The 21831-nt window shown below is 66.8% G+C and carries 25 protein-coding genes; 9 read left to right on the forward strand and 16 right to left on the reverse strand.

The features are described from left to right. Positions 1-43: 43 nt before the first annotated feature. The 13 genes from ACXJJ8_RS09980 to ACXJJ8_RS10040 form a co-directional block, all read right to left on the reverse strand. Positions 44-730 carry a YiaD family glycine zipper/OmpA-like lipoprotein gene (locus ACXJJ8_RS09980; protein ID WP_499029461.1) on the reverse strand — a complete coding sequence of 229 codons (687 nt, stop codon included), beginning with the start codon at positions 728-730 and terminating at the stop codon, positions 44-46. A 96-nt stretch (positions 731-826) separates the two neighbouring features. Next, entirely contained in the window at positions 827-2275 is a 1449-nt protein-coding gene (locus ACXJJ8_RS09985; protein WP_499029462.1) for a WS/DGAT/MGAT family O-acyltransferase, read from the reverse strand. A gap of 36 nt (positions 2276-2311) precedes the next feature. After that, entirely contained in the window at positions 2312-3403 is a 1092-nt protein-coding gene (alr, locus tag ACXJJ8_RS09990) for an alanine racemase (protein ID WP_499029464.1), read from the reverse strand. A gap of 9 nt (positions 3404-3412) precedes the next feature. Next, positions 3413-3619, reverse strand: coding sequence for a hypothetical protein (locus ACXJJ8_RS09995; RefSeq protein WP_499029465.1), 207 nt, complete (start codon positions 3617-3619; stop codon positions 3413-3415). Positions 3620-3656: 37 nt separating this feature from the next. Then, complete coding sequence (locus ACXJJ8_RS10000) at positions 3657-5069, reverse strand: replicative DNA helicase (RefSeq protein WP_499029466.1); 1413 nt, start codon at positions 5067-5069, stop codon at positions 3657-3659. A 117-nt stretch (positions 5070-5186) separates the two neighbouring features. Further along, entirely contained in the window at positions 5187-5963 is a 777-nt protein-coding gene (locus ACXJJ8_RS10005) for a YaiO family outer membrane beta-barrel protein (protein WP_499029467.1), read from the reverse strand. Positions 5964-5979: 16 nt separating this feature from the next. Then, positions 5980-6576, reverse strand: a complete 597-nt coding sequence (locus tag ACXJJ8_RS10010; RefSeq protein WP_499029468.1) for an LbetaH domain-containing protein — start codon at positions 6574-6576, stop codon at positions 5980-5982. Then, on the reverse strand, positions 6563-7702 hold the full coding sequence (locus tag ACXJJ8_RS10015; RefSeq protein WP_499029470.1) for a glycosyltransferase family 2 protein: 1140 nt from the start codon (positions 7700-7702) through the stop codon (positions 6563-6565). The genes ACXJJ8_RS10010 and ACXJJ8_RS10015 overlap by 14 nt, the downstream gene beginning before the upstream one ends. Positions 7703-7705: 3 nt before the next feature. Next, complete coding sequence (locus ACXJJ8_RS10020; RefSeq protein WP_499029472.1) at positions 7706-8344, reverse strand: PIG-L deacetylase family protein; 639 nt, start codon at positions 8342-8344, stop codon at positions 7706-7708. Between the two features lie 197 nt (positions 8345-8541). Beyond that, entirely contained in the window at positions 8542-8994 is a 453-nt protein-coding gene (rplI, locus tag ACXJJ8_RS10025; RefSeq protein ID WP_499029474.1) for a 50S ribosomal protein L9, read from the reverse strand. A 73-nt stretch (positions 8995-9067) separates the two neighbouring features. After that, complete coding sequence (gene rpsR, locus ACXJJ8_RS10030; protein WP_213434867.1) at positions 9068-9298, reverse strand: 30S ribosomal protein S18; 231 nt, start codon at positions 9296-9298, stop codon at positions 9068-9070. Positions 9299-9309: 11 nt separating this feature from the next. After that, entirely contained in the window at positions 9310-9729 is a 420-nt protein-coding gene (rpsF, locus tag ACXJJ8_RS10035) for a 30S ribosomal protein S6 (protein ID WP_499029477.1), read from the reverse strand. Between the two features lie 180 nt (positions 9730-9909). Further along, the gene (locus ACXJJ8_RS10040; RefSeq protein ID WP_499029479.1) at positions 9910-10248 is read right to left on the reverse strand and encodes a HesB/IscA family protein; all 339 of its coding nucleotides are present in this window, start codon (positions 10246-10248) and stop codon (positions 9910-9912) included. Between the two features lie 119 nt (positions 10249-10367). On the opposite strand from ACXJJ8_RS10040, the gene asnS reads away from it, so the two are divergent. The 9 genes from asnS to ACXJJ8_RS10085 are packed head-to-tail and all read left to right on the forward strand — an operon-like array spanning position 10368 to position 16907. Beyond that, entirely contained in the window at positions 10368-11768 is a 1401-nt protein-coding gene (gene asnS, locus ACXJJ8_RS10045; protein ID WP_499029481.1) for an asparagine--tRNA ligase, read from the forward strand. A 31-nt stretch (positions 11769-11799) separates the two neighbouring features. Further along, positions 11800-12105 (forward strand): hypothetical protein, encoded by a 306-nt coding sequence (locus ACXJJ8_RS10050; protein WP_499029604.1) that lies wholly within the window; start codon positions 11800-11802, stop codon positions 12103-12105. Beyond that, complete coding sequence (locus ACXJJ8_RS10055) at positions 12098-12424, forward strand: hypothetical protein (protein WP_499029483.1); 327 nt, start codon at positions 12098-12100, stop codon at positions 12422-12424. The genes ACXJJ8_RS10050 and ACXJJ8_RS10055 overlap by 8 nt, the downstream gene beginning before the upstream one ends. A gap of 5 nt (positions 12425-12429) precedes the next feature. Continuing rightward, positions 12430-13074, forward strand: a complete 645-nt coding sequence (locus ACXJJ8_RS10060; protein ID WP_499029486.1) for an FMN-binding negative transcriptional regulator — start codon at positions 12430-12432, stop codon at positions 13072-13074. Next, positions 13064-13849, forward strand: coding sequence for an SDR family oxidoreductase (locus tag ACXJJ8_RS10065; RefSeq protein WP_499029488.1), 786 nt, complete (start codon positions 13064-13066; stop codon positions 13847-13849). Before ACXJJ8_RS10060 ends, ACXJJ8_RS10065 begins: the two co-directional genes overlap by 11 nt. 10 nt (positions 13850-13859) lie before the next feature. Next, complete coding sequence (locus tag ACXJJ8_RS10070) at positions 13860-15281, forward strand: aldehyde dehydrogenase (RefSeq protein WP_499029490.1); 1422 nt, start codon at positions 13860-13862, stop codon at positions 15279-15281. Then, on the forward strand, positions 15278-15943 hold the full coding sequence (gene can, locus ACXJJ8_RS10075) for a carbonate dehydratase (RefSeq protein ID WP_499029491.1): 666 nt from the start codon (positions 15278-15280) through the stop codon (positions 15941-15943). The genes ACXJJ8_RS10070 and can overlap by 4 nt, the downstream gene beginning before the upstream one ends. Then, positions 15940-16374 carry a RidA family protein gene (locus ACXJJ8_RS10080; RefSeq protein ID WP_499029493.1) on the forward strand — a complete coding sequence of 145 codons (435 nt, stop codon included), beginning with the start codon at positions 15940-15942 and terminating at the stop codon, positions 16372-16374. Before can ends, ACXJJ8_RS10080 begins: the two co-directional genes overlap by 4 nt. 2 nt (positions 16375-16376) lie before the next feature. After that, positions 16377-16907 (forward strand): 3-hydroxyanthranilate 3,4-dioxygenase, encoded by a 531-nt coding sequence (locus ACXJJ8_RS10085; protein ID WP_499029495.1) that lies wholly within the window; start codon positions 16377-16379, stop codon positions 16905-16907. A gap of 27 nt (positions 16908-16934) precedes the next feature. On the opposite strand, the gene ACXJJ8_RS10090 is transcribed toward ACXJJ8_RS10085, so the two are convergent. The 3 genes from ACXJJ8_RS10090 to ACXJJ8_RS10100 form a co-directional block, all read right to left on the reverse strand. Beyond that, complete coding sequence (locus ACXJJ8_RS10090) at positions 16935-17465, reverse strand: hypothetical protein (RefSeq protein WP_499029496.1); 531 nt, start codon at positions 17463-17465, stop codon at positions 16935-16937. Between the two features lie 13 nt (positions 17466-17478). After that, on the reverse strand, positions 17479-20982 hold the full coding sequence (locus ACXJJ8_RS10095; protein WP_499029497.1) for a cytochrome c peroxidase: 3504 nt from the start codon (positions 20980-20982) through the stop codon (positions 17479-17481). Positions 20983-21223: 241 nt separating this feature from the next. After that, on the reverse strand, positions 21224-21739 hold the full coding sequence (locus ACXJJ8_RS10100) for a DUF4760 domain-containing protein (protein ID WP_499029499.1): 516 nt from the start codon (positions 21737-21739) through the stop codon (positions 21224-21226). Positions 21740-21831 lie beyond the last annotated feature (92 nt).

Consider the following 21831-nt stretch of genomic DNA (forward strand, 5'->3'; position numbering starts at 1 on the left):
AAAAGGCCGCCTTGCGGCGGCCTTTCCGGTGCAAGGGTTTCGATCAGCCGCCCGACTGCTGCTCGACCGGCACCAGCGTGATCTCCACGCGGCGATTCTGCGCGCGGCCCGCGTCGGTGTCGTTGCTGGCGATCGGACGGGTTTCGCCCGCGCCGACGACCATCATGCGTTGCTGCATCACGCCATGCGAACCGAGGTAACCGGCGACCGTATTCGCGCGACGCTCCGAGAGCGCCTGGTTGTACTGGTCGGTGCCGACGCTGTCGGTGTGGCCGGCGATTTCGACGACCGTCTTGTCGTACTGCGTCAGCGTCTGCGACACCTTGTCGAGCACGCCGCCGAATTCCGGCTTCAGCGTGGCGCTGTTGAAGTCGAAGGTGATGCCGCTGGGCATGTTGAGCGTGATGTTGTCGCCCTGGCGCACGACGTCCACGCCGGTGCCGGCCATGTCGCGGCGCAGTGCGGCTTCCTGCTTGTCCTGGTACGCGCCGACGGCGCCACCGGCCAGCGCACCGACGCCCGCGCCGACGAGCGCATGCTGGCGGCGTTCGACCGCGTCATCGCCCGTCAGCAGACCTGCGGCCACGCCGATCGCCGCGCCGATCAAGGCGTTGCGTTGCGTGTGATTCGGATCGTCGGGTGCGTTCGTCTGGCCGGTATACGTGGCGCAACCGGAAGCGGTCAGCGCCAGGCCTGCGGCGACGAAACCGGCGATCATGGAAATCTTCATGTAGTGCTCCTTGCTTGTCCGCTGAATGCGGGGCCCAAGCTAAGCAGCTTCGCGTGGGGATCGGGTGATCGGGCCCGATGCGCGTTCAAGAAATAGTCAGGCCATCAGCGCTTCGGCGGCAACCGAATCCAGCGTGCGTTCCCAATCGCCCATCAATGCCAGGTACAGCAATTTGTCGAACTCCGGGCCGAATCGGCGAATCACCGCATCCGGATCCGGGATCAACTTCGCATCGGCGATCAAACCGAAATGCACGCGCCCGTTGTAACTCAGGATGGAAATGCCCACGCCGATCGAACCGGTCTGCGGCACCCAGAACATCATCTCGCGCACCATGCAGCCGGCCAGGTACAGCGGTTGTTGCGGGCCGGGCACGTTCGTCGCGACGGCGGTTGCTTTCCTGCTCAACAACTCCAGCGCGAGCGACTGCACTGCCGGCGGCGCGATGCCGAGCGCGGCGAGCAGGCCGAAAGCGACGATCGCCTGGCGCGAGGCTTTCAACTGGTGCATGCATTCGCCGACGTACTCCAGGCGACGCATCGGGTTGGCTTCGCCCACCGGCAGATCGAGGAACACCAGGCCGAAGTGGTTACCGAGTTTCCTGGCGTGTTCAAGCGGACGCAGGTTCACCGGCACGGTGGCGCGCAATGTCGTTCCGTCGAGATCGGCCCCGCGCTCGAGCATGTAACTGCGCAATGCACCCGCCGCCGCCGCCATCAGTACATCGTTGACGGTGAAACCGCTTGCGCGGCCCACTGCCTTGACGTCCTCGAGATTCAACGGCTCGGCCCATGCGACGCGCTTGGTGGTGCCTAGTTCACCGCGCAGCAGCGAGGGCGGATCGTCCGGCAAGGCGAGTGCCTGCAACAACTCGCGCGCGATTTCGCTGCCTTCCTTCGCGAGCAAGGCACCAAGCGAAGGATCGCGATAGATCGCCATGCCCTGCCCGAGGACCTTGCCGCCGAGTTTCATCGCGCGTTGCGCCGCGCCGACGCGATGGGCGACCGGTGCGCCTTCTTCCTTCAGCCAGGCCTTGTCCAGGTCGCTGCCTTTCATCGGCGTGGGCGAGGTGTCGGTGAGCGACAACAGCACCTGCACGAGCGCCATGCCGTCGGCGTAACTGTGGTGGATGCGCGCGATCAGGGCGCAACCACCGTCGTAGTGTTCGACCAGGTGGAATTGCCACAGCGGGCGGCTGGCATCGAGCGGGCTGGATGCGAGGTTGCTCACGTACCGTTCGAGCGCACGCTTGCCACCCTTGCCCGGCAGCGCCGCGAGTTGCACGTGCCAATCCAGGTCGAAGTGTTCGTCGTCCTGCCAGTACGCGCCGGCAGGCGTGTCGACGGGTTTCTGGCGGAAACGCGCGTAGTCGAGGAAGCGCGACTTGATGACCTGCTTCAGCGCCTTGAGCGACATCGCCTCGGCGAACATCAGCACGCCGGTGATCATCATCGGGTTGGTGCCGCGTTCCATGCGCAGCCACGCGGTGTCGACCCGCGACATCGGTTCGCGCGTTGCGCGCCTGCGGCGGGCCTTCGTGGCCATGCGGCGTTCCTCTCCCGGATTGACCGGGAGTTTGCCTCAGGCCTCGACGAAGCGCACGCGGCGCGTGATCGAGCACACCAGCTCGTAGCCGATGGTGTCCGCGGCGGCGGCGATGGTTTCCACCGGCAGGCCTGCGCCCCACAGCACGACCGGATCGCCGGGCTTCGCATCAGGGTGGCCGCGCAGGTCGAGCGTCATCAGGTCCATCGATACGCGACCGACGATGGGCGCCGGGCGCCCGTCCAGCAGCACGTGCGTGCCCGAAGGCGTGTGGCGCGGATAGCCGTCGCCGTAACCGATCGCGGCCACGCCGATGGGCATGTCCTCGGGGCAAGTCCAGGTGGCCGAGTAGCCGACACGTTCGCCCTTGCGCACGCGATTGACGGCGATCAACCGCGTACCGAGCGTCATCGCCGGGCGCAGGTCGAAGTCCGCGCCGGTGGTGCCCTCCACCACGGAGATGCCGTACAGCGCACCGCCCGGCCGCACCCAATCGGCGTGCGCATCGGGCCAGCCGAGCACGGCCGCGGAATTGGCGAGCGACCGCGCGCCACCCAGGCCCGCGGTGGCTAGCTCGAACAAACGCATCTGCGCCTTCGTTTGCGCGCCGTCATCGGGGCCGTCGCCGAATTCGTCGGAACTCGCGAAGTGATTCATCAACACGATGTCGTCCGCGACCGCGGGCATCGCCTGCATCCGCGCATGCGCCTGGCGCACCGCGTCGGGCGCGAAGCCCAGGCGATGCATGCCGCTGTCGACCTTCAGCCAGCACCGGATCGGGTCGCCGTCGGGCGCCTGTTCGAGCATCGCCAGTTGCGTGGCGTGGTGCACGACGGTTTCGACGTTGAGTCGGCGCAATTGCGGGAGGTCGTCGGCCTCGTTGAACCCCGACAACAGGATGATCGGTTGCGACAGGCCCGCGGCGCGCAGCCGCTCGGCGTCGCTCAAGGCCGCGACACCGAAGGCATCGGCGCCCTGCAATGCGCGCGCCACGCGTTCCAGGCCATGGCCGTAACCATCGGCCTTGACCACCGCCATCACGCGGCTGCGCGGGGCGCGGGCGCGGACCTGCGAGAGGTTGTGGCGGAGGGCGTCGGTGTGGATCGTCGCGGAAGTCGGTCTTGCCATGCGGCAAGTCTACGGGTCACGACGGCCGGCGGACCACCTTGAACAGGTCGATGCGCTCGGCGTCGATGCACGGGTCCTGCACGCGCAGCAGCTGGCGGCGAGCTGCACGGCCTCGTAGCGGTCGTCGGCGAGGATGTGTTTTCGGATCCCATCGTCGGGGAGGCTGTCGCCGCCCTGCTCGCCGAAACGGAATTCCACCGTATACACGTACGCCATCGCCGATCCTCCCGCTACGTTGGATGGGGAAACGCCTTTACTCGAAGCTGCCCACCGAGTCGTGGGACAAATTGTCGAACCGCGTGTACTCGCCGAAGAACTTCAGCTTGATCGACCCCGTGGGGCCGTTACGCTGCTTGCCGATGATCACCTCGGCCAGGCCCTTGTCCGGCGAGTTTTCCTTGTTGTAGTAGTCGTCGCGGTAGATGAAGACGATCACGTCGGCGTCCTGCTCGATGGCGCCGGATTCGCGAAGGTCGGCCATCACCGGGCGCTTGTCGGTGCGCGTTTCCAGCGATCGATTGAGCTGCGAGAGCGCGATCACCGGGACGTTGAGCTCCTTGGCCAGGCCCTTGAGCGAGCGCGAGATCTCCGAGATCTCCGTCGCGCGGTTCTCGCTGTTGCCGGGCACGGCCATCAGCTGCAGGTAGTCGATCATGATCAGGCCCAGGTCGTGCTCGCGCTTGAGGCGTCGGGCCTTGGCGCGCAGGACGTCGGGCGAAAGCGCGGGCGTGTCGTCGATGAAGACCTTGGCTTCGCGCAACTGGCGGATCGCGCCGGTGACGCGGCTCCAGTCCTCGTCCTCGAGCTGGCCGGTGCGCAGGCGCGTGGCATTGACGCGGCCGACCGAGGAAATCAGGCGCAACGCGAGCTGCGAGGCCGACATTTCCATGGAGAAGACAGCGACGGCCTTCTTGGTCTTCAGCGCCGCGTATTCGGCCATGTTGAGCGCGAGCGTGGTCTTGCCCATCGCCGGGCGCGCGGCGAGGATCACCAGGTCCGTCGGCTGCAGGCCGGCGGTCATTTCGTCGAATTCGGTGTAGCCGGTGGGCAGGCCGGTGATGCTGCCGCCGGATTCATAGCGCTTTTGCAGGACGTCGAAGGCTTCCGACAAGGCCTTGTTGACCGGGGTGAAGTCCGTGCGGCCGCGCGCGCCGGCTTCGGCGATCGCGAACACGTCCTGCTCGGCCTTCGCCAGCAGCTCGGCGCTGTCGCGCCCTTCGGGCATGAAGCCGTCGTTGACGATCTCGGTGCCGACATCGATCAGCTGGCGCAACACCGCCTTGTCGCGCACGATCTCGGCGTAGGCCTTGATGTTGGCGGCCGACGGCGTGGTGCTGGCGAGTTCGATCAGGTACGTGCCGCCGGCGACCTGTTCGGCCAGGCCCATCGACTCGAACCACTCGCCGAGCGTCACCGCGTCGTAGGGCTTGCTGCGTTCGGCCAGTTCGCGGATCGCGCGCCAGATCAACTGGTGGTCGCGGCGATAGAAGTCGTTCTCGACGAGCATGTCGGCGATGCGGTCGTACGCATCGGGCGCCAGCATCAGCCCCCCCAGGACCGCCTGTTCGGCCTCCACCGATTGCGGTGGCACGCGCAACTGTTCGACCCTGTGGTCGTTGCGCGTCGCAAACGCGGCATCCGAACGCATCCCTTGGCGCACGCTCATTGGCGATCCTGCTCCCCTGTCCGTCGAACATCGTATGCGGGCGGCCGGGTCGACCGTTGCAGACAAGTCTGTGGATAAGCGGTGGCTATCTCAGGGACTGCGAATGCCCGCGCTTCGTCACAAGCCGATGCGCAGGCCCACCGTGACGGTCGAGGCCGTGTAATCCCCCGCAGGAGTGTCCTGCCAGGCGCGTTCGATGGCGAGCTTGAGCGCCAACGAATCGGTCAGCGGCTGCACGCGGCGCAACGCCACGCTGCGGCCATCGCCCGGCAGTGCGGTCGGCGACCAGTCGAAGGCCTGGAACGTATCGCTGGCGCCGATCCACAGTTGCGTCGCGCCTGCGCCCCTGCGGTCGGCCAGGCGTGCGCTGATCAGGTGGGCGCTGCCGTCGGCCTGTCCGGCAACGTCGTGGTGCGTATAGCGATACCGCAGCACGATTCGATCGACATACAGCGCGCCGCCGAGCGACAAGGCGAAGACGTCGCCGTTTCCGAAGTATTCCGACTGGCGCAAACCCGCGGTGAGGTTCGTGCGCCGCGAGGTCCTGAAAGTGACGTCCTGTTCGAACTGGTGGCGCGTGAAAACCGGGTCGTCGTCCGCGATCGATGCGGCCGTCCGCGTGGAGACCGTGTCGTTCCACGTCCGATACCAGGTGCCCGACAACCGCGTGCCACCGTGCGACGTGGCATCGAAATCGCGTTCGCCCACATCGGCGCCGAACAAGTAGGTATTCGCGCCAGCGTGGTGCTTCCAATGGCTGGAAAGGATGGTGCGCTCGCCCAGCCCGCGCGTGAAGTGCGTGCGCTCGGCGCCCATCGTCAGCGTGTCGCGGGCGTGCGCCGGAAGCACGAACGTCAGCAGGGCGGACGCGACGCAGGCCGCGGTGCGGATCATGGGCAAGTTCCTCAAGCTAATAACCTTCGATGGCCTGGCAAAGGCGGTAACGCCCCGCCGGCAGGTTGCGATCGACCGTCACGCGCGGGCCGAACACCGTGTCGGGTTGGATCTCGCGCCCGGGCAGCACGATCACCTGCACGCCCAGCGAAGCGCCGGCGCCAATGCGGCAGCCCAGCTTCGACAGTCCGGTATCGATCAGCTTTCCGCCGGAGAAGGCGTGGACGGTCGCGCGGTCGAGGCGATGATTGCTGGTCCGCACTTGTGCGCCGAGGTAGGCGGCATCCTCGACGATCGAATCGGCGACATAGCACTGCGGCCCCACGGCAACGGCCGCGCCGAGGATCGCGTTCTTCAGTTCGGCACCGAAGCCGATGCAGGTGTCCTGCCCGATCGCGACCGGCCCCCGCACGAACGCATGGTTCCCCACGAGCGCGCCACGGCCGATCACCACCGGCCCCTGGATGCACGCGCCGTCGCCGATGCGCGCGCCCGCTTCCACGCGGACCGCGCCGCGCAGGATGGCCGTCGGCGCGATGTGCGCGCTGGGGTCCACGCGCGGCACGAGCGCCTGCAGCGCGCGCGCCTGCGATGCGAGTTCATCCCACCACATGGGTATACCGCGTGGGTTTGTCGCGCGAAGGCTCCCGGCCCGTCAGCAAACCGCGCGTGCCGTGCAACAACCACAATGCATACGACATCACCACGTACAGCACCGCGAGCGCGGCCAGCGGCACGAGCACCGGCTTGCGGTGATGCACGGCACTGATCGTCCCGATCACGCCCACGACGGCGAGCCACCACAGCGGAAACAACGTCAGTGCGATGTGCAGCGGCGTGCCGCGCAACATCGCGGCCGACCACAGGTGGGCATACGCCGCGACCCCGAACAACACGACCCACACCATCGGCAGGATCGTCATCACGCCGTAGCGGCTCAGCAACAACCCGCGATGCAGGCGCATGCAGACCGCATAGCCGATGATCCATCGCCGCCAGCGCCGCCACTCCTCGCGCAGCGTGTTGCATTCCTGCGTATAGACAACGCACCGGCCGGCCTGGCGCACCTTGAAACCGTTGGCGACGAGCGTCCAGGTCAGGTCGAGATCCTCCACCTTCGTGCGATCGGTGAAGCCGTGGCGACGCAGTACGTCCGTGCGGAACATCCCGCACGCGCCCGAGACCAGGAACGGCGCACCGCCCAGCAACTGCTGCAAGGTGCGTTTGACGAAGATCATCGGGAGTTTGACCGTCGCGCGAATGTGCGGGAGCACGCCGGCGCGGCGCAGGTCCGAGGATGGAATGCCGCCGACCGCGTCGGCGCCGGCTTCGATCTCCGCCAGCAGGTAGCCGAGCGCGCGACCGTCGGGTGGGACGTAGGTGTCGGCGTCGCTCAGGAACACTTGCGGCGCGGTGGCATACCGGAGCCCGTGCATCAGCGCCCCGCCCTTGCCGGTGTTCGCCTGGTGCACGGCGACCAGCCGGCCTTCCCACTCCGGCACCATGCGATCGAGGACCGCGGCCGTCTCGTCGGTCGAGCCATCGTTCACGCAGACCACGCGCGCGATGTAGGGGTTGCACAGGAGCATGCGCAACGAGGCCTCCAGGCAAGGCCCTTCGTTGAAGGCCGGCACGATCGCATCGACCGACCGCAGGCGGGTACTCGCCGGCCGCCGCCAGTGCCACGCGGCATGCCCGAGCGCGAGCGCGCACATCGACAGGAACAGGAGGATGTCCACGCTTCAGAGCACCAGCTTGTAGGGAATGAAACCCTCGCTGGGCCCGAGCCCCGCCTGGTGCCCGCGAAACTGCGCATTGCAACGCACCTGATCCTCGCGCATGTAGTCGCGGTGACGCTGGCTGGCGTGGAAACGCAATGCGGCGACCTTGCGGTCCATCCACGGTGCGACGGGCTCGAAGACGACGGGCGCGAAGTTCGGCGAAGAGCTCGGTGTTTCGTACGAGAGGATCTGCGGCACCGAGCGGCACGCGACGATGGAAGCGTCGTACACCGCGCGGTGGTCCTGGTGCCGGTCGTCGCGGAACATCGTGTAGACACGATCGGGCGCCAGATCAGCGCAGTGGCGTTCGATCAGTCGGAGGATGTCCCCCGTGGCGTCGGGCAGGCAGGTATCCGGGAGGCACGCCTGGGCGACATCGACGACGCCGAGTTGCGCCAGTGCGCCCCGGGTTTCCTCGCAACGGTCGGTGCCGTCGCCGCCGTGCCCGCGCAACCCATCGGACAACACGAGCGCGCGCACGTGGACACCACCGTCGCTGAGTTTTGCGAGTGTCGCGCCGCAGCCAAGTTCGAGATCGTCGGGATGCGCACCGATCGCGAGAATGGTGCGGAGGCGATGCGGGGGCTGCGTGTTCGACATGGCGGCCATCCTAGGAAGACCGGCCATCGAAAAGAATCGGAAAGTCCTGCGACAGTGAAAGGCAGTTCGCGATCAGGTCGTGTTCGAATCCCGAAGGTGTCCGCCGACTTGCAAAACGAACAGGCAAAGAAAAACGGGCGCCCTTGCGGACGCCCGTTTTTTGTCTTGCGATTTGAATCGGATTGATTCGAATCGGGTTACGCGGCTTCGGCCACCACGACGACCTTGACGGTCGTTTCGATGTCGGCATGCAGGTGGATCAGCACGTCGTATTCGCCGATGTTGCGCAGCGGGCCTTCGCCCATCACGACTTCCGACTTCTCCACCGGCGTGCCGGCGGCGGTCAGGGCGTCGGCGATGTCGCGCGGGCCGACCGAGCCGTAGAGCTTGCCTTCCGTCGACGCATTCGCGGCGATGGTGACCGAGGCGCCTTCCAGGCGCGCCTTGCGGCCTTCGGCGCCATCGAGCGAGGCCTTGGCCTTGGCTTCGTACTCGGCGCGCTTGGCTTCGAACTCGGCGACGTTGGCGGCGGTGGCCGGCACGGCCTTGCCCTGCGGCACGAGGAAGTTGCGGCCGTAACCGGGCTTGACCTTGACCTTGTCGCCGAGGCCACCGAGGTTGGTCACTTTCTGCAGGAGGATCAGATCCATTTCAATTGCTCCGATTCGTTAGCGGCGCGCATTGGCGCGCCGCAACTGATTGCTGTCCGAATGGACGAAACGCTTACGCGTTGTGGTTGTCGGTGTACGGGATCAGGGCCAGGAAGCGCGAACGCTTCACCGCGGTCTGCAGCTGGCGCTGGTACTTCGACTTCGTGCCCGTGATGCGGCTCGGCACGATCTTGCCCGTCTCGGTGAGGTACTGGCGGAGCGTGTTGAGATCCTTGTAATCGATCTCCTTGACACCCTCGGCGGTGAACTTGCAGAACTTGCGGCGGCGGAAGAACTTGGACATGGGTGTGCTCCTTAGGCGGCTTCGGCGGCGTCGTCGTTGTCGGCGGCACCCACGGCACCGTCTTCATCGCGGCGGCGACGTTCGCCACGCTCGGGCTTGTCGCCCTTCTCGTCCTTGTTCTTCATGATCAGCGACTGCTCGGTGACCGCATCGTCGCGCTTCATGACGAGGTGGCGCAGCACGGCGTCGTTGAAGCGGAAGGTGTCGACGAGTTCGTTGAGCACGACCTGGTCGCATTCGATGTTCAGCAGCACGTAGTGCGCCTTGACCAGGTTCGCGATCGGGTACGCCAGCTGGCGGCGGCCCCAGTCTTCGAGACGGTGGATGGTGCCCTTGCCGTTTTCGATGAGCGACTTGTAGCGCTCGATCATGGCGGGCACCTGCTCGCTCTGGTCCGGATGGACCAGGAACACGACTTCGTAATGACGCATGGTGGTTCCTTGAGGATGGGCCTGGAACACCAGGCCGGACAGCCCCCCGGGGAGAGGTACGCGTACAGCCACCCGGTGGAGCAAGAAACCCGCGGGCGTTCCGCGGGGCGCAAAATTATGGGGGAATCAGGGGGTTGGCACAACCCCGGGGCCTGGCCCGGCCTGCTTGATGGCGCCTGCTCAGGCGGCGCCGGCCTTCGTGGTGAAGCTTTCCCCGCAGCCGCATTCGGCCGTCACGTTGGGGTTGACGAACACGAACTGCTCGTTGAGGCCCTGCTTCACGAAGTCGATCCGGGTGCCGTCGACCAGCTCCAGGCTTTCGGCATCGACGTAGATCCGCACGCCGTCCTGCTCGAACACCGTGTCCCCGGGGCGCTCTTCCCTGGCCATGTCGGCCAGGTAGCCCCAGCCCGAACAGCCGGTTTTCTTCACGCCGAAACGCATCCCGAGCGCGCCGGGCGCGTCTTGCAGGTAACCGCGGATGCGGTCGAGGGCGGCGGGGGCGAGAAGAACGGCCATGCAGGACTCCGGTGGGGATGCCGATAGTGTAGTGGGGGCTGGCCGGCGCTGCCGGTGCGGCTACACTTGTCGGTTCAGGAAGTGGTTGAAGTGGTCTCGCTCTCTCGAGGATTCAAGGCATGACGGTGGTCAGCGTCGAACACGCGCTCTCGGGCAAGATGCCCGCCGGCGGCGAAGTCACGGTCCGCGGGTGGGTGCGCACCCGCCGCGACGCGACGGCCGCCCTCAGTTTCGTCCACCTCAGCGACGGCTCGTGCTTCGCCCCCATCCAGGTGGTCGCCACCGACGCTTTGCCCAATTACGAGAACGAAGTCCGCCACCTTTCCGCAGGGTGCGCGGTCGTTGCGCGCGGCACGCTCGTGCCGTCCAAGGGCAAGGGCCAGTCCTACGAAATCCAGGCCACGCAGGTCGATGTCGTCGGTTGGGTCGAGGATCCGGAAACCTATCCGATCCAGCCCAAGCCGCACTCGCTGGAATTCCTGCGCGAGGTCGCCCACCTGCGTCCGCGCACCAACCTGTTCGGCGCGGTCACGCGCATCCGCCATTGCCTGGCGCAGGCGGTGCATCGCTTCTTCCACGAACAAGGCTTCTACTGGGTCAACACGCCGATCGTGACGACCTCCGACGCCGAAGGCGCCGGCCAGATGTTCCGGGTCTCGACGCTCGACATGGCGAACCTGCCGCGCGACGCCGGCGGCGCGGTGGATTTCTCGCGCGACTTCTTCGGCAAGGAAACCTTCCTCACGGTGTCCGGCCAGCTCAACGTCGAAGCCTTCTGTCTTGCGCTGAGCAAGGTGTACACCTTTGGCCCGACCTTCCGCGCGGAAAACAGCAACACCACGCGCCACCTGGCCGAGTTCTGGATGATCGAGCCGGAAATCGCCTTCGCCGACCTGGACACCGACGCGCAGCTGGCCGAGGACTTCCTGAAGTACCTGTTCCGCGCCGTGCTCGCCGAGCGTGCGGACGACATGGCCTTCATCGACGAGCGCGTGCAGAAGGGCGCGGTCGCGCGGCTGGAGACCTTCGTCAACGCGCCGTTCGAACGCATCGAATACACCGACGCGATCAAGCTGCTGCAGGCCTCGAAGGTGAAGTTCGATTTCCCGGTCGAATGGGGCCTGGACCTGCAGACCGAACACGAACGCTGGCTCACCGAGCAGCACGTCGGCCGCCCGGTCGTGGTGATGAACTATCCCGAGCACATCAAGTCCTTCTACATGCGCCTGAACGACGACGGCAAGACGGTCGCTGCAATGGACGTGCTCGCCCCCGGCATCGGCGAAATCATCGGCGGCTCGCAACGCGAGGAACGCCTGGACGTGCTCGACGCGCGCATCGCGCAGTTCGGCCTGGACCCGGCGCATTACCAGTGGTATCGCGATTTCCGCCGTTACGGCACCGTGCCGCACGCCGGTTTCGGCTTGGGCTTCGAGCGCCTGGTCGTGTACGTGTGCGGCTTGTCGAACATCCGCGATGCGATCCCGTACCCGCGCACGCCGGGGCATGCGGAATTCTGATGCGACCGAAATCGATGATCCCGGCGCCGACATGATCCTGTTCTTCGCCCTGCTCTTCGTCGCGCTGGCCATCGCCGGCGCGACGGCCTTCGTCATCTTCTGGCCGCTCGCGCTCGTGCACATCCGCGACCGCAATCCGGAAGTGTCCGCGCTGCTGGGCCAGGGCGCGTTCCTCAAGCCTGCCGCGCTCGCCTGGTTGTTGCGTGGCGGCTATCGCGACGCGCGCGATCGCAACCTCAGCGGATTGGCCACGCCGGCGCGCATTTCCCTGATGGTCATCATCGCCGGGCTCGCCATGGCGGGCCTGTTGTGGCTCTGGGCACAGGCATATGGCTGACGACCGTTTCGACGAAGGCAGGGAACCGACTTCCTGGTGGCTGGCCACGCTCGGGCGCACGATCGTCTGGGCGCGCTTGCGCCTGCGCGAAGCAGGCACCGCCGAAGTGTTCGACAGCGACGGCAACACGCTCGCCTACGACAGCGAAGACACGGCCCGCGCGGCGTTGATGGATGCAGAGTTCGTGGACTACGAAGGCTTGGATTACGAAGACGCGGCCGATCGCGGTTTCGACCTGGCGGAAGTCGCACCGCCGCATGCCGATTCGGACGAAGCCCTGCGCGCCGCCATGGTCCTGCAACTGCCGCCGCGGCACTGATCGGCATGTACGTCCCCCGCGCCTTCGCCTCGAACGATCCCGCCGCGCTCGATGCGCTGCTCGCGGCCGACCCGTTCGTCACCCTGGTCACCGTCGTCGATGGCGCGCCCTGCATCAGCCACCTGCCGGTCTTGCTCGAACGCGACGGCGATCGCCTCGCGTTGCGCGGCCATTGGGCGAAACCGAATCCGCAATCGGCGCACACCGGCCCCGCGCTTGCCATCGTGCACGGCCCGCATGCCTACGTCTCGCCGTCCTGGTATCCCGACAAGGTGGAACAAGCGCGCGTGCCGACCTGGAACTACATCGTCGCGCACCTGCACGGCACGCTGGAACGATTGACCGCCACCGACGCGCTCGCCGCGCTCGTCGCCGGGATGAGCGTGCATTTCGAAACGCAGGTCGGCGAAGCGTGGCGTTATGTCGACGACCACGCGCATCGTTCGCAACTGCGGGGCATCGTCGGCTTTCGCCTGCAGGTCGAACGCGTCGAACTCAATGCCAAGCTCAACCAGAACCACCCCGACGACAATCGCGCAGCGGTGAGCGCAAAACTCGCCGCACAGGACACCGACGACGCCCGCGCCGTCGCCCGATGGATGCGCGAAGCGCTCGACGCTTCGCGCACTGGAGCACCCCATGGATCTTGATCTCACCGGCAAGCACGCGCTCGTGTGCGGCGCCTCCGAAGGCATCGGCCGTGCGGCGGCACGCGAGCTTGCGTTGTTGGGCGCCGACGTCACGCTGCTCGCGCGTCGCGCCGACGTGCTGGAGACACTCGCCAACGAACTGCCGCGCAAGGACGGCCAGCAACACGGCTGGATTTCCGCCGACGTCCTCGACACCGAAAAGCTCCGCGCGCAAGCGCAGGCCCTCGCCGCGGGCAAGCCCGTGCACATCCTGGTCAACAACACCGGCGGCCCGCCCGGCGGGCAATTGCATACGGCGCAAAGCGACGCATTCGAACGCGCCTTCCGCCAGCACCTGCTCGCCAACCAGGCGCTCGTGCAGGCGATGTTGCCCGGCATGCGCGCCGCGCGCTTCGGGCGCATCGTGAATGTCATTTCCACCTCGGTGAAGGAACCCATCGCGGGCCTCGGCGTGTCGAACACGATCCGCGGCGCGGTGGCGAGCTGGTCCAAGACGCTCGCCAGCGAAGTCGGCGGCGACGGCATCACCGTCAACAACGTGCTGCCGGGTTACACGCGCACGCAGCGCCTCGACCAGATCCTCGGCGACCGCGCGAAAGCGACGGGCCAGGCGGAGGACACCATCGCGAAGGGCATGCTCGCCACGGTCCCCGCGGCGCGCTTCGCCGATGCATCCGAACTCGGCGCGGTCATCGCTTTCCTCTGCACCCCGGCCGCGGGGTACATCAACGGCGTGAACCTGCCGGTCGACGGCGGGCGCACCAAGTCCCTGTAAGCTGATCGCCATGCGCTTGATGCACTGGATCGACGGGCAAGCACGCGAAGCGGCCAGCGGCCGCTGGCTCGACGTGTTCGATCCCGCCACCGCGCAAGCCTTCGCGCAGGTCGCCGCCGGCGATGCACGCGATGTCGATGCCGCGCTGTCCGCCGCGCAACGCGCTTTCCCCGCGTGGTCGAGCCTGCCGAACAGCGAACGCGCGCGCTGGATGGAACGCCTGGCCGATGCGCTCGAAGCGCGCCTGGACGATTTTGCGCACGCCGAATCGCGCGACGGCGGCAAACCACTGCGGCTCGCACGTGAAATCGAAATCCCGCGCGCGATCAGCAACCTGCGCTTCTTCGCGCACGCGGCCACGCAATTCTCCAGCGAATCGCACCACGGCCAGGCCGGGCTGAATTACACCTTGCGGCAGCCGCTCGGCGTCGTCGGCACGATCTCGCCCTGGAACCTGCCGCTGTATCTGTTCACGTGGAAAATCGCGCCTGCGCTCGCCGCCGGCAACACGGTGGTCGCCAAGCCATCGGAGGTCACGCCGCAGACGGCGACGATGCTCGCGCAACTCGCGGCGGAAATCGGCTTCCCGAACGGGGTGCTCAACGTCGTGCACGGCCTCGGGCCCGACGTCGGCGAACCGCTCGTGCTCGATGCGCGCACCAAAGCCATCTCCTTCACCGGCAGTACCGCGATCGGCAAGCGCATCGCGACGCTGGCCGCGCCCCTGCTCAAGAAAGTCTCGCTCGAACTGGGCGGCAAGAACCCGACGCTGGTCTTCGCCGACAGCGATTGGGAACGCCACCTCGACACCATCGTGCGCTCGGCGTTCCAGAACAGCGGCCAGATCTGCCTGTGCGGTTCGCGCGTGCTGGTCGAACGCCGGATCTATGCCGAGTTCCGCGACGCCTTCGTCGAACGCGTGCTCGCCCTGCGCGTCGGCGATCCCATCGATCCGGACATCGACCTCGGCCCGCTGGTGTCGCAGGCGCACTTCGACAAGGTCGTCGCCGCGATCGCCCGTGCGAAAAGCGAAGGTGGCCAGGTGCGCTGCGGCGGCAATGCGTTGCAGCGCCCGGGCTGGTTCGTCGCGCCGACGGTCATCGACGGCCTCGGTCCGGAAAGCGCGACCAATCGCGACGAAATCTTCGGGCCCGTCGCCACCCTGCAATCCTTCGAAGACGACGCCGAAGCACTGCGCCGCGCCAACATGGGCGACTATGGCTTGTCCGCTTCTGTCTGGACGCGCGATCTCGGTCGCGCGCACCGCGTCGCCGCGCAATTGCGCGTGGGCATGGTCTGGATCAACACCTGGCTGATGCGCGACCTGCGCACGCCGTTCGGCGGCATGGGCCAATCGGGCCTGGGCCGCGAAGGAGGAATGGAAGCGATGCGTTTCTTCACCGATCCCCGCAACGTAGGAATCGCACTGTGAGCCGGCGCCTGGACGATCTGCTGGAAAACAACCGCGCATGGGCCGAACAGGTTCGCCGCGATGACCCCGGTTTCTTCAAGCGCCTGTCGAGCCAGCAATCGCCGAAGTACCTGTGGATCGGGTGCTCGGATTCGCGCGTGCCCGCCAACCAGATCATGCGGCTCGACCCGGGCGAAGTGTTCGTCCATCGCAACATCGCCAACGTCGTCGTGCATGCCGACCTCAATTGCCTGTCGGTCATCCAGTTCGCTGTCGACCTGCTGAAGGTCGAACACATCCTGGTCACCGGCCACTACGGTTGCAGCGGCGTGCACGCGAGCATGACCGGCAAGCGCGTGGGCCTCGCGGACAACTGGCTGCGCCATGTCGGCGATGTCGCGAACAAACACGCGGCGTTGCTGGAAGAAGTGGATACCGAATCGATGCGCCACGCGCGCCTGTGCGAACTCAACGTGATCGAACAGGTCGCCAACGTGTGCCAGACCACCATCGTCCAGGATGCCTGGGCGCGCGGGCAAACGCTCAGCGTCCACGGCTGGTGTTACTCCTTGCTCGACGGGCGCGTCAACGACCTGGAACTCGGCGTGTCCGCGCCCGAGGAACTGCAGCCTTCCTACGACGCCGCCCTCTCCCGCATCCGCCATTCCAGGGCCCGCGCATGAGCGACGCGATCCAGGCATCCACCGCGCCCAGGCCCGTCGGCGTGTATCCGCATGCGCGGCGCGTCGGCGACTTGCTGTTCCTCTCGGGCATCGGCCCGCGCGACCCGGCGACGAACGCCATCGCCGGCAACGAGTATTTCGCCGATGGGCGCCTTCGCAAGTACGACATCCAGGCGCAGGCGCGCGCGGTCTTCGCAAACGTACGCGCGGTCCTCGCCGAAAGCGGTGCGCGGTGGGAAGACCTCGTCGACGTGACGGTGTACCTCACCGACATGACGAACGACTTCAAGGCCTACAACGCCGTGTGGGCCGAGCACTTCGCCGACCCGGCGTCCGCGCCCTGCCGCACGACGCTCGGCATCACCGCGTTGCCGACGCCGATCGCGATCGAACTCAAGTGCGTCGCCGCGCTGCGGCGCGCGGAGGATTGACGATGTTGCCCGCACCGCTCGACCTGCAGGCCTGGATCGAGGAACACCGCCACCTGCTCAAGCCGCCGGTCGGCAACAAGGTCGTGTACGACGGCGATTTCATCGTCATGGTGGTCGGCGGGCCGAATGCGCGCACCGACTACCACTGGGACGAAGGCGCCGAGTGGTTCTACCAGCTCGAAGGCGAAATGGTGCTGCGCATCCAGGAAGACGGCGCCGTGCGCGACATCCCGATCCGCGCCGGCCAGACCTTCCTGTTGCCGCCCCGCGTGCCGCATTCGCCGCAACGCATGCCCGATTCGGTCGGCCTGGTCATCGAACGCAAGCGCCTGCCGCACGAACTGGACGGCCTGCTGTGGTTCTGCGAGCAGTGCAACGCGAAGTTGTACGAGGAATTCTTCAAGCTCGTGAACATCGAACTCGACTTCCCGCCGGTGTTCGACCGCTTCTATTCCTCGCGCGAAAACCGCACGTGCACGCAATGCGGGCACCTGAACCCCGCGCCGGACAGGTACGTGATGCCCGACACCTGATCGGGCCTCACCCGGCGAGCGCGCAAGCTATTGCACGAACGCGACCTCCATCGCGTCGGCGGTGCGCGTCGCGCGCACCTTGAGCACCTTGCGCTGACCGCCGGCGGCGGCGATCAACTGCCCCTCGCCCGCCTCGCGCACGACGATGGTCACCTGCCCCGCGGGGTCGTGGCTGATCGCGATCATTTCCGGCGCGCTCGTCGACCAATCCCCGCTGAGGTCGGTGCGCGTGCCGTCCTCGCCGATTTCCTGCAACTTGGCGTGCGTGGTGTATTGCCTGCCGGGCTGTGCGAATTCGAACGTCGGCGGCGACACCCAGCGTTCGCCCAGGAAGCTCCCGCGCATGAGGTCCGGGTCGATCTTGAAAGCGACGACCATGCGTTGCTTCGGTTGCGCCACGATCTGCGGCGCTTCGGCCCGCGGCGTCGGGGACGCTTGCTCCGCCAGGGCGGGCGGCGGCGCCACCGCCGGAACACGCGACGCACGCCACGTGTTCACGATGGCGAAGACCGCCACCAGCACCACCACCCCGACGACCACCCGACCTGCGGTACGCATTCCTTCCCTCGCGCTATTGGTCGAAGATGTCGTTGTTCACGCCGGGCGTCGGCACGCGCTGCACGTTGAGGAACGCCGGCACGCGCGCCGCGTGTCCCGCCGCGCCGGTCGCGGCCAGTCGGCGGAAGCAGATCGCCGCGCCGCACGAACTGGTCGTGGTGGACTGCGTGATGATGCGCGTGCGCCCGCCGGTGTTGTCCGGCGCGCGACCATCGATCGGCACGAACAACTCGGGCCGGTCGAACGGCGCCTGCTCGTGCGCGACGCGTTCGTCGGTCAGCGACAGCAGGAACGCCGCCATCGCATTGCGTTCGTTCGGGCTCAGCACGATCGGGACTTCGTGGTCCAGGTCGACGATGTGGGCGTCCTTGTTCGCCGCATTGGTCACCGGGAAGTCGCCGCCGTGCGCATAGAAGTTGATGACCTGGCGGAACGTCACCTTGCCGCCGTTGTGGAAGTACGGGCCGGTGAGTTCGATGTTGCGCAGCGAAGGCACCTTCACCCCGCCCAGGCCGCCGATGCGGTTGACGTTGGGGAACGTGCCCGCCAGCGCGCCTTCGGCGGCGTTGGTCTGCTGGTTGAGGCGCGCGCGCGGATTGAACGGGCCGCGCACGTCGAGGAAGCCGTCCTGGAGCGGCACGGTGGTGACCGTATTGAGCCCGTTGTCGACTTCATCGAACACCGGATGCGCCTTGCCCAGCATGAAGCCCGGGATCCACGGCCACAGCGTGGCCGGCAGGCGCGGATTCATCAGGCGCGAACTGAAGCCCGGATTGATGTTCTGGTCCTGCGCGGTGCGCGCGAACAACCCGCCGGTCGTGCAGCGCGGCGTGCAATCGGCCGATGCATTCGGATTGAAGGTGGGCAGGCGCGTGCCGGGGATCACATTCGGTCCGCCGAGGTTCTTCAACTGCAGCGCGATCAGGGACAGCGGCCAACCCCACGGGTCGTTGCCGCCGCGCAGCGCATCTTCGTCGGTCGGCCGCACGCCGAGGTTGTACATGCCGGTATCGAAGAACGCCGCACCCGCCGGCCGCGATTGCCCGCTGGCATCCAGGCCGAAACGCGGGCTGATGAAATCGCGACGCAGCGCGTTGCCCGCATTGCCATTCACCAACGCTTCCAGGAGGAACCCGGAGACCAGGCGCGGCATGCCCATCGGCCGGCGCGGGAGCTTTGTGCCGGGCGTCGAGAATTCGGGAACGAAGTCCTGCATCGTCAGGCGGCTGGTGCTGAGCCAACTGTTGGAACTCATCAAGCCGCCGGCGTGGCAGTTGCCGCAACGCGCATTTTGGAAATTCGGATTACGACCGCTCAGGTTGGTGCCGAAGAAGATGTCGACGCCGCGCAGGCGATCGTCGCGCGGATCGGCCGGCACCGCGCGCGTGAACCCATCGGTCACCGTGACGCACGGCTGGCGGCCGCCGGTGTTGACGCAATTGGACATGTTCTGCGTGAACGCCACGAACGCTTGCGGGTTGCGATCGAGGAAGCGGTCGAACGGCGTGTCGTCGGAGATGAGGATCTCGATGTAGGCCTGCATCGCCAACCCGGCGAACAGCGGGAAGTTCGCTTCCATCTGCGTGAATTGCATGCGGTTGGTCGGCGTCGACGCGCCGGCGGCGATGCCGAGCACGAAGCCGTCGAACGGATCGCACCCGGCCGGCGACACCACGCCATTGACCGCGCCCGTGCAAGGACGCACGGCGCCGTTCAAGTGCTGCGCGGTGTTCTGCCACAAGGCCGGGAAGTAGGCGCCCTGCACCAATTCGCGATACGTCGTGCACAGGCCGGGACGCCCGGCCGCCGTCGCGCGCCCGAGCGCCGCGCAACGCGAGCCGCCCTGGTTGGAAAATGGCCCGAGGACGCTGTCGCTGGGCGAGACGAGTTGATTGGCGAGCGGCGTGACGTTCGGGAGCGTGGCGCTTCCGTTGCCTTGCAGCAGCTTCTTGCCGATCTTCGCCCAGCTGCGCCCGCGGTAGGACATCTCGAAGTCCGACAACGCGGGGCCGACGATCTGCGACGCCACGGACGAGAACCGGATCAACTGGCGCGTGGGTTGCAGCGTGCCGCCCGAATCGACGAACACGTGCGGCTGCGGGTCGGCCGCACCGAACACGCTGCCGCCGTTGAAGTCGTGGCTCGCGCGGCCATCCCAGAAGTTGTCGTAGTAGAACGCCGAGTTGATCATCGAGGGCGTGTTGCGCGGCTCGACGCGGCGCTTGCCGCGGTACAGCGGAATCTCGTCGGTCATGGCCGCGCCGATTTCCGGCAGCAAGGCACTGACGCCATTGTTCGGCGCCGCGAACGCGCTCGTCCCCGGCACCTGGATGTCGGTAAAGCCGCGCAGGCGTACGCCCATCGAACCGATGATGTCGTTGCTGTCGCGGATGTTGTTGCGCGGGTTGATCAGCGGTTCGCCGGGAATGCCCTGGTTGGCCAGGCGATGCGTGGGCCAGTCATCCGTCGCGAGGTCGCGATTGACGTCCTGGTCGGCCGCGGTTTCGTCGGTGTCGATGTGGCGATTGCGGAAGATTTCCAGGCGCGTGTCGCCGCCGAGGTGATTGGGGTTGATCGAGTTGCGGATGCGATTGTCGGTACCCGCGTTGAAGTGGCACGAACCGCAGGCCTGCACGCCATCGCTGCCGAGCTGCATGTCCCAGAACAGGGCCTTGCCGAGCACCGTCGCCATCTGCGGATTGCGCACATAGTCGCCCGGATTCGACGCGGTGAGCGCTTGCGGCCGCGCTGCGAGCGCTGCAGTGGAGTTGACGAGATAATTTCCGCCGACCGTCGGTTTGCGCAGCCGCGTGATGACGCCGCGCGGTTGCCCGTTGCCCAGGCGCGAGGGATCGATCAGGCGCCCGGTGTTGTTCGCGCACGCCGCGCGCGTTTCGGTGAAGCCGGCAAGCGGATCGTTGCCGCAAACGGCGGGCTGCGAATAGCCGGTGGGTTCACCGGGGTCGCCGCCATCGTTGCGGATCGGGCTGTTGAAATCGAGCACGGGCCGCAGGCCGTTCGGAAGGCGCGAGGCGCCCGAGGACACCGGACCGCGACTGGCGAAACTCGCCACGCCGGGAAATGCGGGATCGAGCAGGCGCGTTTGTTCGCCCGTGACCGGGTTGTAGTTGGTCGGTTGGATGACCAGGCGCGGCAGCAGTGCATCGTTGCACGGCGGCAACCCGGTCGAAGGATCGTACGTGCAGCCTGCGGGCAGATAGGAACGCCGGCGCTGCACGGTCGAACACCGCGCTGCGTAACCTTGCGCGTTGCCCAGCATCGGTTGCCCGGTGGCGTCGCGCGGACAGGCGGCGATGGCGTTCGGCGAATCGAGCATGCGCTCGATCTCGCCCCACACCGGCACCTGTTTGAGCGACTGGAAGGGCGTCGACGGGCGGAACGCGAAATCCGCCACGACACCGTTGTCCGGCGTGGTCAGTGTGTCGCCGGCCGCGGCCAGCAGCGCACCCGCGCCGCACATCAGGAGAAACGCAACCACGCTACGTTGCTTGTCCATGTCCCTGCCCTTGCGCCATTCAGCGGCCGAATACGCATGCGGCCACAACTGTCCTGACGCTGTTGCGCATCCTGTGCGCCGACGCGTTAGCGCCGTGTGCTAACGCACGGTGATGCGCGTGTGTCCATGAAGTTCAAACGACGCCCCTTTCGCCCGCCGGACAGGCAGATAGACGAAAAAGCGGAAGTGTTTTCCCACTTGCCTGCCTGAATACGGCAGAGCGTGGTGGAGGGCCACGGCGTCAACGGCGCGGCGGAATCCAGTCGGCATGCCGGATGTAGGCCGGCGTGTGTTCGTCCTTGTGGCGCTCGCACTGCTGCGCCAGCCAGTCGAACCATTCGGCCCACGAGGGTTGCTGCTGGAGCTCGCGCGTGTGGATCAACCACGGCCCGAGCTTGCGCCACATGACCACGATGATGCCGCCGGCAAGTTCGACCACCAGGCGGAAGGGCACGATGCGTTTGTAAACCAGTACCCCGAGCGTCTCGAAGGTGGTGCAGACCAGCACCCCCGCGTATTCGGCTTCGAAGCCTTCGGCGCGCAGGCGCTCCACCGACACGCCGTCGGGCATCGCCATCAGGATCGTCAGGGCGCGCGCGAGTTCGGCGCCGATGAAGGTGCGCATGACTTCGGCGATGGCGGCATCCTGCCGCTGGCGCTTGTATTCGAAGAACTGCACCAGCGCGAAGATCGTGCCGCCCACCACCGTCGCCGCACCGACGGCCTGCGCGAGATTGCCGAGGTCCTGGAGGTTCATGGGAGGGAGGAACGCCGGAAACGGGCGTGGGCGGCAATGCGCCGGAAGCGCAGGGTGCGTATTCCGGTGCGAGTTTCACCCTCGGCCCTGAC

The organism is Lysobacter sp. P5_C4 (assembly GCF_054049695.1).